The 14,283-nt window shown below is 61.6% G+C and carries 14 protein-coding genes; 9 read left to right on the plus strand and 5 right to left on the minus strand.

The window, feature by feature from the left end:
* Window positions 1-26: 26 nt before the first annotated feature.
* The 5 genes from V7Z56_RS02035 to V7Z56_RS02055 all read left to right on the plus strand — a co-directional run bounded on the left by V7Z56_RS02035 (window position 27) and on the right by V7Z56_RS02055 (window position 5,670).
* Window positions 27-1,319 carry an adenylosuccinate synthase gene (locus V7Z56_RS02035; protein ID WP_334127675.1) on the plus strand — a complete coding sequence of 431 codons (1,293 nt, stop codon included), beginning with the start codon at window positions 27-29 and terminating at the stop codon, window positions 1,317-1,319.
* A gap of 63 nt (window positions 1,320-1,382) precedes the next feature.
* Window positions 1,383-2,537 carry a YbfB/YjiJ family MFS transporter gene (locus tag V7Z56_RS02040; protein WP_334127676.1) on the plus strand — a complete coding sequence of 385 codons (1,155 nt, stop codon included), beginning with the start codon at window positions 1,383-1,385 and terminating at the stop codon, window positions 2,535-2,537.
* Window positions 2,538-2,617: 80 nt separating this feature from the next.
* A complete protein-coding gene (locus V7Z56_RS02045; RefSeq protein ID WP_334127677.1) occupies window positions 2,618-4,666 on the plus strand; it encodes a hypothetical protein in 2,049 nt (682 codons plus the stop codon).
* A gap of 3 nt (window positions 4,667-4,669) precedes the next feature.
* A complete protein-coding gene (locus V7Z56_RS02050) occupies window positions 4,670-5,197 on the plus strand; it encodes a hypothetical protein (protein ID WP_334127678.1) in 528 nt (175 codons plus the stop codon).
* A 113-nt stretch (window positions 5,198-5,310) separates the two neighbouring features.
* The gene (locus tag V7Z56_RS02055) at window positions 5,311-5,670 is read left to right on the plus strand and encodes a putative quinol monooxygenase (protein ID WP_334127679.1); all 360 of its coding nucleotides are present in this window, start codon (window positions 5,311-5,313) and stop codon (window positions 5,668-5,670) included.
* A 70-nt stretch (window positions 5,671-5,740) separates the two neighbouring features.
* On the opposite strand, the gene rpoH is transcribed toward V7Z56_RS02055, so the two are convergent.
* On the minus strand, window positions 5,741-6,616 hold the full coding sequence (gene rpoH, locus V7Z56_RS02060) for an RNA polymerase sigma factor RpoH (protein ID WP_334127680.1): 876 nt from the start codon (window positions 6,614-6,616) through the stop codon (window positions 5,741-5,743).
* Between the two features lie 101 nt (window positions 6,617-6,717).
* Window positions 6,718-7,701 carry an RluA family pseudouridine synthase gene (locus tag V7Z56_RS02065; protein ID WP_334127681.1) on the minus strand — a complete coding sequence of 328 codons (984 nt, stop codon included), beginning with the start codon at window positions 7,699-7,701 and terminating at the stop codon, window positions 6,718-6,720.
* A 41-nt stretch (window positions 7,702-7,742) separates the two neighbouring features.
* Here V7Z56_RS02065 and V7Z56_RS02070 point away from each other — a divergent pair, with 41 nt between their 5' ends.
* The 3 genes from V7Z56_RS02070 to V7Z56_RS02080 all read left to right on the plus strand — a co-directional run bounded on the left by V7Z56_RS02070 (window position 7,743) and on the right by V7Z56_RS02080 (window position 10,540).
* Window positions 7,743-8,162 (plus strand): hypothetical protein, encoded by a 420-nt coding sequence (locus V7Z56_RS02070; RefSeq protein ID WP_334127682.1) that lies wholly within the window; start codon window positions 7,743-7,745, stop codon window positions 8,160-8,162.
* A 31-nt stretch (window positions 8,163-8,193) separates the two neighbouring features.
* Window positions 8,194-9,234, plus strand: a complete 1,041-nt coding sequence (locus V7Z56_RS02075) for a threonine aldolase family protein (RefSeq protein WP_334127683.1) — start codon at window positions 8,194-8,196, stop codon at window positions 9,232-9,234.
* Window positions 9,235-9,352: 118 nt separating this feature from the next.
* A complete protein-coding gene (locus V7Z56_RS02080; RefSeq protein ID WP_334127684.1) occupies window positions 9,353-10,540 on the plus strand; it encodes a mechanosensitive ion channel family protein in 1,188 nt (395 codons plus the stop codon).
* A gap of 7 nt (window positions 10,541-10,547) precedes the next feature.
* Here the strand turns inward: V7Z56_RS02080 and V7Z56_RS02085 are convergent, their stop codons facing one another.
* Window positions 10,548-10,778 carry a sulfurtransferase TusA family protein gene (locus V7Z56_RS02085; RefSeq protein WP_334127685.1) on the minus strand — a complete coding sequence of 77 codons (231 nt, stop codon included), beginning with the start codon at window positions 10,776-10,778 and terminating at the stop codon, window positions 10,548-10,550.
* Between the two features lie 188 nt (window positions 10,779-10,966).
* Here V7Z56_RS02085 and V7Z56_RS02090 point away from each other — a divergent pair, with 188 nt between their 5' ends.
* A complete protein-coding gene (locus tag V7Z56_RS02090; RefSeq protein WP_334127686.1) occupies window positions 10,967-12,337 on the plus strand; it encodes a hypothetical protein in 1,371 nt (456 codons plus the stop codon).
* Here the strand turns inward: V7Z56_RS02090 and V7Z56_RS02095 are convergent.
* Complete coding sequence (locus tag V7Z56_RS02095; protein WP_334127687.1) at window positions 12,283-13,545, minus strand: class I SAM-dependent RNA methyltransferase; 1,263 nt, start codon at window positions 13,543-13,545, stop codon at window positions 12,283-12,285. The genes V7Z56_RS02090 and V7Z56_RS02095 overlap by 55 nt on opposite strands.
* Complete coding sequence (locus tag V7Z56_RS02100) at window positions 13,532-14,281, minus strand: TlyA family RNA methyltransferase (RefSeq protein WP_334127688.1); 750 nt, start codon at window positions 14,279-14,281, stop codon at window positions 13,532-13,534. The genes V7Z56_RS02095 and V7Z56_RS02100 overlap by 14 nt, the downstream gene beginning before the upstream one ends.
* Window positions 14,282-14,283: the final 2 nt, after the last annotated feature.

Here is a 14,283-nt window from a genome sequence, read left to right on the forward strand (position 1 = left end):
ACGACTATTTTCAAGGACAGATTATTATGGCTAACGTGGCGGTGGTTGGTTCCCAGTGGGGTGACGAGGGCAAGGGCAAGATTGTTGACTGGCTGTCCGAGCGCGCCGATGTGGTCGTGCGCTTTCAGGGCGGCCATAACGCGGGCCATACGCTCGTCGTCGACGGCAAGGTCTACAAGCTCAGCCTGCTGCCCTCGGGTATCGTGCGCGGCGGCAAGATGTCGATCATTGGCAACGGGGTCGTTATCGACCCGTGGGCGCTGCTGAAGGAGATTGAAACGGTGCGCGGGCAGGGCGTCACCGTCGATCATGAAACGCTGAAGATTGCCGAGAATGCGACGCTGATCCTGCCGCTGCACAGCGAGCTCGATAGCCTGCGCGAGGATGCCAGCACCGCCGTCAAGATCGGCACGACGCGCCGCGGCATCGGCCCGGCCTATGAGGACAAGATCGCCCGCCGCGCGGTGCGTGTCTGCGATCTGCGTGATCCGGTCCAGTTGAAGCGCAAGATCGAAACGCTGCTCGATCATCACAACGCGCTTCGTCGCGGCCTCGGCGCCGCGGAAGTGGACGGCGATGCGCTGCACGCCCAGCTTATGGAAATCGCGCCGAATGTGCTGGAGTTTTCCGATATCGTCTGGCGCCGCCTTGATGAGGCGAAGAAGGACCGCCGCCGCATTCTTTTTGAAGGCGCGCAAGGGGCGATGCTGGATAACGATCACGGCACCTATCCGTATGTTACGTCCTCCAACACCCTCGCAGGTCAGGCGACCGTCGGCAGCGGTATCGGCCCCGGCGCGATCACCTTTGTGCTCGGCATCACCAAGGCCTATACGACGCGCGTCGGCGAAGGGCCGTTCCCGACCGAGCTTTTCGATGAGATCGGCGAGGGGCTGGGCGCGCGCGGGAAGGAATTTGGCGTCGTCACGGGGCGCAAGCGTCGCTGCGGCTGGTTCGATGCGGTGATGGTGCGCCAGGCCGTCAAGACCGGCGGGATCACCGGGATCGCCCTCACCAAGCTTGACGTACTGGATGGCATGAAGGAGCTTAAAATCTGCGTCGGCTATGAGCTCAACGGCAAGAAGCTCGACTATTTCCCTGCCGGCACCGCCGATCAGGCGGCGGTGACACCGATTTATGAGACGATGGAAGGCTGGAGCGAGAGCACCTATGGGGCGCGAAGCTGGGCCGATCTGCCGGCCGCGGCCGTCAAATATATCCGCCATGTGGAGGAGCTGATCGAGGCGCCTGTCGCGCTTCTCTCAACCAGCCCCGAGCGCGACGATACCATCCTCGTGCGGGACCCTTTTGAAGATTAGATAGTTATCATTTTCGGGCGGGCGTGCTAGTTTGGCGAAATGACAAAGCCGTCCGCCCCCAGAATGACCGAGCTCGCCTTTGGCGGACTGCTCGCGCTTGCCATCGGTCTTGGCATCAGCCGGTTCGTCTTCACGCCGATCCTGCCCTTCATGGAGGAGGGGCTGGGCCTTGGCAAGTCGGACGCCGGGCTGATCGCGTCGGCGAATTTTCTTGGCTACCTGATCGGCGCCCTGCTTGCGATCCGTCAATCGCTGCCGGGCTCGCTGCGTTTCTGGTTTCTCTCCGCGCTGATGATCTGCGCCCTGACGACGGGGCTGATGGGGCTGACCGACTCTTTGCCGGTTTTTCTCGTCCTCCGCTTTGTCGGCGGGGTTGCCTCCGCCATCGTCATGATCTTTGGCACCACCCTGATCCTCAGCCGGTTCGCGGCGGAGGGGCGCTCGTCGCTGACATCGCTTTACTTCGCCGGGGTGGGCGTGGGCATTTCCCTCTCCTCGCTGCTCATCATGGCGCTCATCTCCTATGGCGCGGGCTGGCGGGAGATGTGGATCTGGGGCGGAGCGCTCTCTGGTCTGCTGCTGCTGCCGGTTTTCTGGCTGGTGCCGCGTGACGGGAAATCGGCGGATGCCGCGATCACGCCGCCGCGGCTAATCTTCAGCCCGCGCCTGAAGGCGCTGATCCTCTCCTATTTCCTGCTCGGCTTCGGCTATATCATCACCGCGACCTTTATTTCCGCCCTCGTGCGGCATATTCCCGGCCTGCAGTGGATGCAGACGCCGGTCTGGCTGGTCGTCGGGCTTGCCGGGATCCCGTCAGTTCCCATTTGGTCGTGGGTCGGGCGGCGGCTTGGCAATCATAACAGCTACGCCATCGCGAGCCTCTGTCTTGCGGTGGGCGTCGCCGGCAGCGTCTTTGCCGCGAGCGAGGGCGCCGTCTTTTTGAGTGCGCTGCTGCTCGGCGGCACCTTTATGGGTATGTCGGCCGTCGGCCTCGTGCATTCGCGCGAAATCCTGCCGGACAATGCGCGCCAGATCCTAGCCGTTATGACGCTGGCCTTCGGGCTTGGCCAGACGATCGGCCCCGTCTTTGCGGGCTATGCCTATGACTATTTCGGGAATTTTGTTGCGGCGTCGCTGATCGCCGCGGTGGGGCTTGTTGTTGCCGCGCTGCTGACCGGGCGCGTCAACGTCGCACCGCTTCAAAGTTCCGAGCGATAGTCCGAAGAGTTTAACGACATCTTAACGTCATTTTGCGACTGTTAGACCTAATTTTGAGGTAACTGACAGAGTCGCCCACGATGAGTCTCGCAGAAGAAGTGGAGATGCCAACCGAGCCCGCGCCCGCAGCGCGCGGGGCGCTGCTTGACGGCCGCTACCGGGTCGATCTGTCGCGGCCTGTCGACTTCCTCCAGCAGGGCAGCAGCCTCGCCGTCGAGACGGTCGATATCCAGGACCCGACGAGTGAGCTTTTTGCCGTCATTGCGGGCCCTTACAGCTTCTATCGCAAGTCTGTCGCCGAGGCCCTCCGGGGCAGCCGTCACGGCGGCATGCTGGACCTCTTGGCGGAGGGGATCGTGCGCTTCTCCGCCCTCGATATTCGCGCTGCCCTTGTTTTTGAGCGCCCGCGCGGCGGCCTCGTTTATCAGGACGGGCAGGGACCCGTTTCGGAAAGCGTGATTCTGGAGAAAATCCTCCCCGCGATCGCCGGCTCGCTGCTCGATCTGCACCGCGCGGGCGTGACCCACCGCGCCATACGCGCGTGCAACCTGTTCTATACCGACAGCGACCGTCAGCATGTCGTTCTCGGCGAGGCGATCAGCCAGGCGCCAGGAATGCTGCAGCCGACGGTTTACGAGCCGCTGGAAAGCATGATGGCGCATCCGGCAGGCCGCGGCGATGGTCTTCCCGCCCATGATCTCTATGCGGTCGGCATTCTTTTCGTGCATCTTCTCGGCGGCGCGCTGCCGGGGGCGGGGATGAGCGATGAGGAGCTCTATCGCGGCAAGCTGGCGCGCGGCAGCTACGCCCTGCTGGTCGAGAAGATGCGTCTCTCGCCGCGCATGTATGATGTGCTGGCCGGGCTGCTCCATGACGATCCGTCGCGGCGGTGGACGGCGGAAACGCTCGCCAACTGGCGCGAGACGATCAAGGAGACGCCGCGCCGGGGCGGCGGTGATCCGCGCACCACCGACAAGATCCTGTTCGAGGAAAAGGAGTATAATTCTCCCCGCGTCCTTGCGCGGAACATGATCCGCAAGCCAAAGGCGGCAACGGCATTCCTGAAGACGGGGCGGCTTGCGAAATGGGTGAAAAACAGCCTGCGCGACGAAGTGCGGGCGGAGGAGATTGCCGAGCTTTACAGCGAGGGCGCCGGCGTCGGGCGGAGCCGGACGCGCGATGAGGCGACCATCACCGCGCAGGCCGCGCGCCTGCTTGATCCCAAAGCCCCGCTCTGGTATCGCAATGTGTCCTTTGCCCGCAATGCCATCGGCCCGCTGCTGCTCGACGCGTATCGCGATGATAGTATCGAGCTCAAGAAATCCATCGCCGAGCTGTTCGGCAACGGGCTGCTGCTCAGCATGGCGGTCTCCGAGTTTCGCGAGAACCGGGCGCGGCGCACCGACTGGCTTCCCGAGGGCGTCATCACCGGCTGCCAGGACTTTATGAAAAACAGCGGCGATCTCGGCTACGGGCTCGAGCGCTGCCTTTATGAGCTTTGCCCCGACACGCCCTGCCTCAGCACGCTCGTGCTTGGATCACATGTCAGGAACATTGCGGAATTTATTGAAATAGCAGAGAAAAAGCTGCAGGCATCGAACGGCCACGGCAATCCGTTCGATCGTCATGCGGCTGCCTTTATTGCGACGAAATCGCGCGGCCTTGACAAATATATGAAGCTGCTCTCGCTCTATTCCGTCGGCAGTGTCGAGCATACGCTGATCCAGCTTCGGCTGTTTGCCGCCTTGCAGGCGCTCAGTCACCCGGGTCCGCTGCCGGGCTTTGCCGCCTGGGCGGAAGAGCTTCTGAAGCCGGTGTTCCTGAAGATCCGCTCGCGCCTGCGGCGGGATCTCGTGCTGCAACGCTTTCGTGAGGCGCGCAAAAGCGGTGATCTCACGACAATTTTGGAAACCACCGACCTTGAGCGGCAGCTTCAGCTCGACAGCCGCGAGTATCAGGCCGCCATCGCCGCGGTCAGCGAAGCGGATCGCATGGTTATTTACCTGATGAACGGCACGGAGATGCGCCGGGCGCTTGCCGAGCGCTACGGTGCGTGGATCACATCGGTGCTGTCCGTGACCGCTCTCCTCACAAGCGCGGCCTTCTCGGCGCTCTATTTTCTGGGATAAGTCATGAAAGCGCAGCAAATAAGAGGCAAGCCGTTGAAGGCGAAACCGAAGACGAAGGCGAAGGCCGCGAGCGCAACCCCGGGAACGGGGATCGCAATTTTCTGGGCGATGGTGTTCACCGGGCTTGGCATCGTTTTCATTCCGCCGACCATGCTGGTCGTGTTTGCCGGGCTGATCCCGAGCCTCGTCGCAATTCTCCTCAATACCGGCCGCATTGGCAGCGTCGCGACCATGCTCGCCTTCAATATCGCGGGGATCCTTCCCGTCGTCGGCATCTTGTGGGAGCGGGGACAGACTTTCAGCGAAGCCTTCCGCCTGCTCAGCGATGTCTATATGTGGCTTGCGATGTTCGGCGGCGCCGGCATTGGCATGTTCCTCTCATGGGCCCTGCCGATCGTCGTCTTCTCGATCTATGAGCTCCGGGCGAAAGCCGCCATTTCCCGCCTGCAGAAGCGCCGCGCCAAGCTGGTGGAGGAGTGGGGCGGGCAGTTCATCGCCGACATTCGCGAAGTCGCGGGCAGCGATCGCTAGCGGCTATTCTGAATGTGCGGACGCCATTCGATCTTTCTATAACGGCTGGCGCCCGCCGCTTCTATTCGCCATAGTGCCTGCTTCGGACAACAATAACCAACAGGGATAAATGCATGACAGGTCATGTCTACTGGATCTATGAGCTTGAGATCAAAGCGGGCGCGTATGACAAATTCGCGGCGCTTAAAGATGAAATGATCGCGGCGACCAAGGCGGATGAGCCCGGCACACTCAACTATGAATGGTCGGTCAGCGAGGACAGGACAATTTGCCATGTGCTCGAGCGGTTTGAGAACTCCGAGGCGGCGCTTGCCCATATGGGGAATTTCGGCAAGAAATTCGCCGGCCGCTTCCTTGAAGTGCTGACGCCGAAGGCGATGCGGCTCTATGGTCATCCTTCCGATGCGGTTATGAACACGCTCGCGCGGGTCGGCGCGGTCCGGATGCCGCCCATTGGCGGTTTTTCGCGCTGACCTTCACCGGCAGGACAGAAAAAAGGCGCCTGATGTTTCAGGCGCCTTGTTCATTGGTGAAGCGGAAGGATCAGACCCTTTCTTCAACCATCTTTGATTTCATCGCGCGTTGCAGCTTCTCGAACGCGCGCACTTCGATCTGGCGCACCCGCTCGCGGCTGATGTCATACTGCTGGCTCAGCTCTTCGAGCGTCTGCGGCTCATCGCGCAGGCGGCGTTCGGTAAGAATGTGCCGCTCGCGCTCGTTCAGAACGCCCATCGCCTTTTGCAGCATGCTGCGGCGGCGATCCAGCTCCTGATTTTCCGCATAGACGGTTTCCTGATCCGGCGCATCATCTTCGAGCCAGTCCATCCACTCGCCTTCGCTTTCGGCGCGCATCGGCGCGTTCAGGCTGTGATCGGGGGCGCTCATTCGCCGGTTCATGCTGATGACGTCGTCCTCGGTCACGCCGAGCTTCTTCGAGATCAGCTTCACCTGGTCGGGCGACATATCGCCGTCGTCAATGGCTTCGATCTGGCCCTTGATCTTGCGCAGATTAAAGAACAGCTTCTTCTGCGCCGCCGTCGTCCCCATCTTTACCAGTGACCAGGTGCGCAGGATATATTCCTGAATGGCAGCCCGGATCCACCACATGGCGTAGGTCGAAAGGCGGAAGCCCTTATCGGGTTCGAACCGTTTGACGGCCTGCATCATGCCGACGTTGCCTTCGGAGATCAGCTCGGCGATCGGCAGGCCATAGCCGCGATAGCCCATGGCGATCTTGGCGACGAGGCGGAGATGGCTGGTCACCATCTTGTGCGCCGCTTCCGTATCGCCGTGATCTTTCCATGCTTTCGCGAGCATATATTCTTCGTCCGCCTCCAGCATGGGGAACTTGCGGATTTCCTGCAAATAGCGCGACAGACCGCCTTCCGGCGTCAGGACGGGTAAGGATGTAGTGCTCATATTCAGGACCCTCTCTTTCTATGGCGCCTGCTCTTCGTTGCCTTAAGACACCCGAACAACAGACCCGATAAATCCTTTATCTACAGGAAGATCGTGGCATTTTAATGGTTGGGGGCTCCCCCTCTGAATGCCGCGATGAGCTCCCTGAGATCACGTGGTAAATCTACCTCAAATTTCAAGGGTTTGTCTGTGACGGGATGCACAAAACCAAGGGTTTCGGCATGCAGCGCCTGGCGCGGGAAGGAGAGGATCGCATTTTGCCGCGCCTCGTCCAACGTGCGCAGGCGGCTTTTCTTGTTCCGGCTGTAAAGCGGATCGCCGACCAGCGGGTGGCCGAGGTGGGTCATATGGACGCGGATCTGGTGCGTTCGCCCGGTTTTGAGCTCACATTCGACAAGCGCCGCGATATCGGAAAAATTCTCAAGGAGCCGGTAGCGGGTGAGCGCCAGCTTGCCGCCGTCGCTGACCATCGCCATGCGCTTGCGGTTGCGCGGATCACGCCCGATGCTGCCGGAAATCTCGCCGCTTGTCGGATAGAGGCGGCCCCACACCACCGCCTTGTAGCGCCGCTCGATCGTATGCGCGGCGAACAGCGCGGCAAGCCCTGTGTGGGCGGTGTCGGTCTTTGCGGCGACAAGCAGGCCGCTCGTATCCTTGTCGATGCGGTGAACGATGCCGGGGCGCTCGCCGTCGATGCCGGAAAGCGTCCCGCCGCAGTGATGGAGGAGCGCGTTGACGAGGGTTCCTGACCGGTTGCCGGCGGCCGGATGCACGACCATGCCGGCCGGCTTGTTGATAACGATCAGATGCGCATCCTCATAGAGGATATCGAGCGGGATATCCTCGCCCGCGAGCGCCTCGCTCTCAACGCGGGGGAGGGTGATCGCATATCTCTCGCCGCGCTGGACGCGGCGGGAAGGATCGGTGACGGCGGCGCCGTTCAGCGTTACCTGACCATCCTTGATCAGCGGCTTGATCCGGCTTCGTGAAATCTCGGGGAGGGCGTCGGCCAGCACGCGATCGAGCCGCGCGCCGTGATCGCCTTCTGAAACTTCAACTTGATGTAACCCCGCATTGAATGGCATACACAGAAACCAGTCTTGTTTGAAATGCTCAAGGTGCCGTCATGAAAAATGATCCGGATGTCGAACCCGGTCCGAATATTACCCTGCTGAAATGGATCGTCGGGATTCTCGGGTTTCTGATTATCCTCTTCATCGGCATCATAGGCGTTACGTTATATAACCGGATGACGGCGCCGAAAAGCGTTAATCCGCCGGCTGCAAGCGAGATACCGCAGCCCGCACCGCAAGGGGCCACTGCCGGCGCGGGTGCTGCCGCGATCGGATTGCGGGATTTTGGCAATATCGCGGTCGCGATTCCGGAGGATATGGATGTCATCAGCCTGACCTCCGACGGGGCGCGGATGTTCCTGACGCTCGGGACCGAGGGGGCAGCGCGGCGCATTCTTGTCTTTTCGCTCGCGGATGGGCATCAGCTCGGCAGCTTCTCGCTCGACAGGACGGTCACCCGAACGGGTGAGTGAGCGAAACCGGCAGAACGATCGAGGGGGAAAAATGCAGGGAAGCGAAGCGGCGATTAACTTCATAAGCGATAACGCGGCGCCGGTTGCGCCGAAAATCATGGCCGCGCTGCAGCGCGCCAACGAGGGCGCGGCGCTGAGTTACGGAAATGACGCCCTCACACAGGGTCTTGAGGACAGGTTTCGCGCGCTTTTTGAGTGCGATCTGAAAGTCTTTCCCGTGGCGACGGGGACGGCGGCCAATGTTCTCGGCATTAGTAGCTTCACGCCCCCTTATGGCGCCATTTTCTGTCACCGGAGCGCGCATATTGAAAATGACGAATGCGGTGCGCCGGAATTTTACACTGGCGGCGCGAAGCTCGTCGTGCTGGACGGGCCGGACGGAAAGCTCTCGCCCGACGCGCTGGAAGAGGCGATTTTGCAGGATGGCGGCTCCGTCCATCATGTCGTTCCGTCCGTCATCTCGATCACGCAGGCGAGCGAATGCGGCACCGTCTACCGGCCGGGTGAAATCGAGGATATCGCCCGCCTTGCGCGGCGGCACGGCCTTATCCTGCATATGGACGGCGCGCGCTTTGGCAATGCGCTGGAGTTTCTCGGCAGCCATCCGGCCGACCTCACCTGGCGGGCGGGCGTCGATGTGCTCTCGTTCGGGGCGACCAAGAACGGCGCGATGGGGGCGGAGGCGGTTGTCTTCTTCAACATGGAGAAGGCGCGGGAATTTGAGTTCCGCCGCAAGCGCGGCGGGCACCTCTTTTCAAAAATGCGCTATCTCGGCGCGCAGATTGATGCCTCGCTCGACGGGGATTACTGGCGCGAGCTTGCGGCGGGCGCCAATCGGCAGGCCGCGCGCCTTGCCGAGCGCCTCACGCAGGTTTCGGGGGCGGAAATTCTCTACCCCGTCGAAGCGAATATGATCTTCGTGAAGCTGCCCGAAGCCGTGCTTGCGCGCCTTGCGGCCTCGAACATCCTCTATCACCGCCGCGCCAACGACAGAGACGGCGTGATCCGTCTCGTCACCTCCTGGAATACAACGGAAGCGGAGGTCGAGGCTCTCGTCAATGTGATCGCCTGAGCGCGCGGGGGGCCGGATTTCTGGCCCCATCATTTGATTTTATGGCTGCCAGACGGTATTGAAGGGGAGATTTTTTCCTCTACAAACCATCCAAGAGGCGACGGAAGGCAGGCATAAATTGAATAGTGTTAGAGACTTATGGGACGTTTTTAAAGAAGTCTGGCATGAAGGCTACGGCGGCTTCGACTTCAGTTCCCTGATTATCGCCCTCGGCATTATTATCGTCACCCTGCTGGTGCGTGGCGTTTTTACCCGCTTCGTCATCAACCGCGCGCTCGCCTATTCGGCGCGCTCTAACAGCCGGATCGATGACGAACTGATCATGTCGATGAAGGATCCGATCCGCTTCATTCCGGTTGTGATCGGCGTCTATTTTGCCCTGTCGCTGCCCGATTTTTCCGACAGTCCCGACTTCGCCGATTTTGTCGGGCGCGTCATCCGCTCGCTGATCGTCTTCAACATCTTCTGGGCGCTCTACTGTATCATCACACCGCTCGCCTTTTTGCTTGGCAAGCTGGAGAGAATTTTCTCTGCCGAGATGGTCAGCTTCCTCCTCAAGCTGATGAAGGGGATTGTCATTGGTCTTGGCGTTGCGACGATCCTGCAGCTCTGGGGGATCCAGATCGGCCCGATTATTGCGGGCTTCGGCATCGTCGGCGTCGCCGTCGCGCTCGGCGCGCAGGATCTTTTCAAGAACCTGATCAGTGGCTTCCTCATCCTCGCGGAAAAGCGCTTCAAGGTTGGCGACTGGGTGCTGGTTGAGGGGGTCGTCGAAGGGGTCGTCGAGAAGATCGGCTTTCGATCGACCGCCATCCGCCGCTTCGACAAGGCGCTGACGATCGTGCCAAACGCCACCTTCGCCGACCGGGCGGTGACGAATTTCGCGGAAATGACGTTCCGCCGGATCTACTGGAAAATCGGCCTTCGCTACACGACGACAACCCGCCAGCTTCAGGAGATTACCGACGGCATCCGCAATTATCTGATCGGGCATGAGGATTTCGCGCAGCCCGGCGAGGCGCTGCTGTTTGTCTATACCGACAGCTTCAACGAAAGCAGCATCGATATCATGGTCTACTGCTTCACGCGCAGCATCGTCTGGGGCGACTGGCTGCAGAGCAAGCAGGAACTCGCCTATGAAATCAAGCGGATCGTGGAAGAGGCGGGGACCGGGTTTGCGCTTCCCTCGGTCACCGTTTATCGCGGCTTCGGCGGGGCGGAGCCTGATCCCTTCATGCCGCCTGCGGGCGATCGGGCTTCGGGGAATGACCGTAGCGCCGCCGAGCCGGTGACGGAGCGCGGCTGAGCGCGCTTCAAGGCTTCTCGATGATATATTCGAAGGTGCCGTCGCCCTCGGTCATCTTCTCGAGACGATAGCCGCTGACGTGGCAGAAATGCCGGAAGTCGATGACGGAGGCGGGGTCGGTCGCGACAACATGCAGCCGCTCGCCCCTGCCAAGCGCGACCATGGTCTTTTTCGCGCGCAGGACCGGCAGCGGACATTGCAGGCCGGAAGTGTCGAGAAAATGCAGCTTGTCCGTCATTGCGCCTTTTTCCAGATGCCGTCATTTCGGGAAGTCCGGGCAAGATAGCCGCCCCTTTCCCTCTTCGCAACTGCGTATTTTCCGCTGTTTCCTCCTCTTGCGTCCGTCTGAAATTAACGATTTATACACTCCGGCCTGCGATCATGGCGGAAGGGATCGCATCTTCTTTGCGATGGGTGGAGATGGTGGTGACGCGGGACAGAAAGCGGGCGGGTATTGGGGCCGAAGACGCCGTGACGGTCAGCCCGGATTTCTACAATCAGGGGCGGCGGATGGGCGATATGAAGCCCTATCCGGCGGCGCGCAAGGTCGAGCATTACGAGATCGGCGAGGCGACCGCCTTTCTGCGCCCGTTCGGCAAGACCTATCGCGAGGCGCTCGAAAACCTCGTCACCGGCAGTATCCAGATTATCGGTCTCGATGAGGTCAAGGCGCGCTACAGTGCGCAGTGGGGCTGCATCCGCGACAATATTATGGAGATCGCCGCCGCCTATATCAGCCGCAAGCTTGGCCGGCACGATATATTTGTCCCCCTCGATGACGGTCATTTCGCGCTTCTCTTCGCCGATGCCAGCCGCCGCGATGCGATCGCGCGCGCCCGCGTCATTGCCAATGATCTTGTCAACAAGCTGTTTGGCGAAATGCCGGGCGGCGAGCTGATCTCGGTCGAGGCTGCCATTCTTACCGTCGAGGATTTCGATGGCCTCGAGACGATCCATTCCCTCGAGGAGCTGGTGAGCTGCTTCCAGAAGGCGATCCGTCAGGCGCAGCAGCGCGAGAGCGCGCATCTCGAAGTGCGGGAGGCGGAGCTTGACGTGCGCTTCCGGCCGCTGATCAACCACCGGAAAAGCTTTGTCGGCCTTTACGAAGTGATCGACCGGGAGGCAGATGAGGAGGTGACCGAGGCGCCGGGGACGGAGGATCTCTGGCGCGACGGATCGCACCGTATCCGCGCCGAGCTTGATTGCCTCATGCTCACGGAACTGACGACGGCCGTCAATAGGCTCGGCGGGCCGGCGCGAAAGCCTGCGCTGTTTCTCTCCGTCCAGTTCGAGACGTTGGCCAACAGCTATTTCCGAAGCCGCTATGCCCGCCTTCTCGCGGCTTTTCCGCATTACAGCGCGCAACGGCTGATCCTGAATGTGCGCGATATTCCGACCGGCGTTCCCAACAGTCGCTACCGGCAGATTTTCACCTCGCTCCGCCCGCTCGTGCGCGGCTTTGTGTTCGAGGTGGATCTGCACTGGCGCGACTTTGCGGCCATCTCCGACCTGCCGGTTCTCGCCATTTCGCTCGCCGGTCACAAGAGCCTTGATCTTGCCGATATTGCCGCGCTTTTCACCCGGGCGCGGGAACAGGGGCTAAAATGTATCTGGCGCGCGCTCGATAATGACGAGCTTGCCCGCGCGGCGTTCCGGATGCAGATTGATTATGTCAGCGGCCCCATCTTTGGCTCGCCGCAGAGCGCGCCGGCGCGCCCCTTTTCGCTGCCCGGGAACAAAGATCAGCGGCGCGTCAGCACCGCCGCCATCTCTACATGCGGGGAGAAGAGAAACTGATCGACCGGCTGCACGGAGCCAAGCGCATAGCCGCCGGCCTGCAAGATCGCCACGTCGCGCGCAAAAGTCACCGGATTACAGGAAATCGCAACGACGGTCGGCACCTCTGATTTCGCGATCTCCTCGCTTTGCGCCTTTGCCCCGGCGCGGGGCGGATCGAACAGCAGCCCGTCATAGCGGTCAAGCTCCGCCGCAAGCAGCGGCCGCTGGAAAAGGTCGCGGCATTCGGTGCTGACGGGGCGCTGCGCCCGGTTGGCGGCGGCCTGAAGCGCACCCGTGAGCGCCGCATCCCCCTCAACCCCATGCACCGGCGCAAGGACGGCGAGCGGCAGGGTGAAGCTGCCGGCCCCCGCAAAGAGATCGACGATACGCTTTGCGTCCCGCAGCGCTGGAATGGCCACCTCGCCAAGCGCGGCTTCGCCAAATTGTGTCGCCTGCAGGAAACTGCCGGGCGGCAGCAGGACGGGCACGCCGCCGAGCGAGACTTCGGCGGCAAGGCGCGCCGCGATCACTTCGGGGAGATCTTTCATGCTGGCGCGCCAGGCGATGCGGGCGAGGGACTGCTCCGCGGCAAAGCCCGCGAGCTTCTCGCGAGCGGCGAGATTCATCTCGATATCCGCCGTTATGAGAAGGTCCGGCCCCTGTTCCGTCTCCGTGATCAGAAGGCGCGCATCGCTCTTGCGGGGGAGAAGTTCGCTCATCAGCGCACGAAGCGGCTTTACGAGCGCGAGCAGGGAGGGGGTGATGACCGGACAATCGCCGATATCGAATATCTGGTGGCTGCGGCGAAGATGAAAGCCGAGCATGGCGCTTTTCTTGCGGCGGGAGGCGATAAACTCGACCCGCCGGCGGCTATGGGGCGGGCTGGTGAGTGTTTCCAGCACCTCGGTATCCCGAATTCCTTCGCGGCGGAGACAGTCGATGATCCGCTGGCGCTTCCACTCGGCGGTGAAGGCAGGCGTGAGGTGCTGCATCGCGCAGCCGCCGCAGAGGGTGAAATGCCGGCAGAGCGCTTTGACGCGATCAGGGCCGGGCGCTTTGATTTCCAGAAGTTCGGTATAAACGCCGCCGCTTTTCTCCTCCACCACGCGGGCGCGGACCTGCTCGCTGGGCGCTGTGAAGGGGACATAATGCGTCCGACCGCCTGATTGCGCGATCCCGTCGCCGCCGGAGCCGATCTCAAGGATTGTGAGATCAAGTTCCGTCATAACGTGCCCCCAGCAGAAATTCCCGGTTGCCGTCGCTGCCGAGGATCGGGCTTGGCGTCGTGCCCATGGACGCCCAGCCGGGAACGGCATTGATCCAGTCTTCGATTATGCGCGGAACCTGTTCGGCGAGCGCCTGATCGCGGACGATCCCGCCTTTGCCGACATTGCCTTTACCGACCTCGAACTGCGGTTTGACGAGCGCGAGGAGATGCGCGCCGGGCGCGGCAAGGGCAAGGACGGCCGGCAGCGCCTTGGTGAGCGAGATAAAGCTGAGATCGGCAACGATGAGACTCAGCGGATCGGGGATCAGGCGCGCGTCAAGATCGCGGCAGTTGGTTTTTTCGAGATTGATAACGCGCGAATCTGCGGCGACCTTCGCATCGAGCTGGCCATGGCCGACATCCACCGCGTAAATCCGGGCGACCCCGCGCGAGAGCAGAACCTCGGAAAAGCCGCCCGTCGAGGCGCCGATATCGGCGGCAATACGTCCCGTAACCGGTACCCTGAAATGATCGAGCGCTTTCAGGAGCTTTTGCGCACCGCGGCCGACCCATTCGATTTCGGGGGCGTTGACGGTGATATCCATTGCCGCGCTCACCCGGCGGTTGGCCTTTCGCACAATCTCGCCGTCGACAAAAACGCGCCCCTCCGCGATCAGGCTTTGCGCCCGCGCCCGGCTTTTAACCAGATCGCGCGCAACAAGGGCGAGATCGAGCCGTTCGGAAGAGGCCGTCATTT

Origin of the sequence: Sneathiella sp. (genome assembly GCF_036844445.1) — a bacterium.
Lineage (GTDB): Bacteria > Pseudomonadota > Alphaproteobacteria > Sneathiellales > Sneathiellaceae > Sneathiella.

Coding starts and splice junctions, on each gene's coding strand:
- V7Z56_RS02035 (WP_334127675.1), top strand. CDS start 27: ATGGCTAACGTGGCGGTGGTTGGTTCCCAGTGGGGTGACGAGGGCAAG.
- V7Z56_RS02040 (WP_334127676.1), top strand. CDS start 1,383: ATGACCGAGCTCGCCTTTGGCGGACTGCTCGCGCTTGCCATCGGTCTT.
- V7Z56_RS02045 (WP_334127677.1), top strand. CDS start 2,618: ATGAGTCTCGCAGAAGAAGTGGAGATGCCAACCGAGCCCGCGCCCGCA.
- V7Z56_RS02050 (WP_334127678.1), top strand. CDS start 4,670: ATGAAAGCGCAGCAAATAAGAGGCAAGCCGTTGAAGGCGAAACCGAAG.
- V7Z56_RS02055 (WP_334127679.1), top strand. CDS start 5,311: ATGACAGGTCATGTCTACTGGATCTATGAGCTTGAGATCAAAGCGGGC.
- rpoH (WP_334127680.1), bottom strand. CDS start 6,616: ATGAGCACTACATCCTTACCCGTCCTGACGCCGGAAGGCGGTCTGTCG.
- V7Z56_RS02065 (WP_334127681.1), bottom strand. CDS start 7,701: ATGCCATTCAATGCGGGGTTACATCAAGTTGAAGTTTCAGAAGGCGAT.
- V7Z56_RS02070 (WP_334127682.1), top strand. CDS start 7,743: ATGAAAAATGATCCGGATGTCGAACCCGGTCCGAATATTACCCTGCTG.
- V7Z56_RS02075 (WP_334127683.1), top strand. CDS start 8,194: ATGCAGGGAAGCGAAGCGGCGATTAACTTCATAAGCGATAACGCGGCG.
- V7Z56_RS02085 (WP_334127685.1), bottom strand. CDS start 10,778: ATGACGGACAAGCTGCATTTTCTCGACACTTCCGGCCTGCAATGTCCG.
- V7Z56_RS02095 (WP_334127687.1), bottom strand. CDS start 13,545: ATGACGGAACTTGATCTCACAATCCTTGAGATCGGCTCCGGCGGCGAC.
- V7Z56_RS02100 (WP_334127688.1), bottom strand. CDS start 14,281: ATGACGGCCTCTTCCGAACGGCTCGATCTCGCCCTTGTTGCGCGCGAT.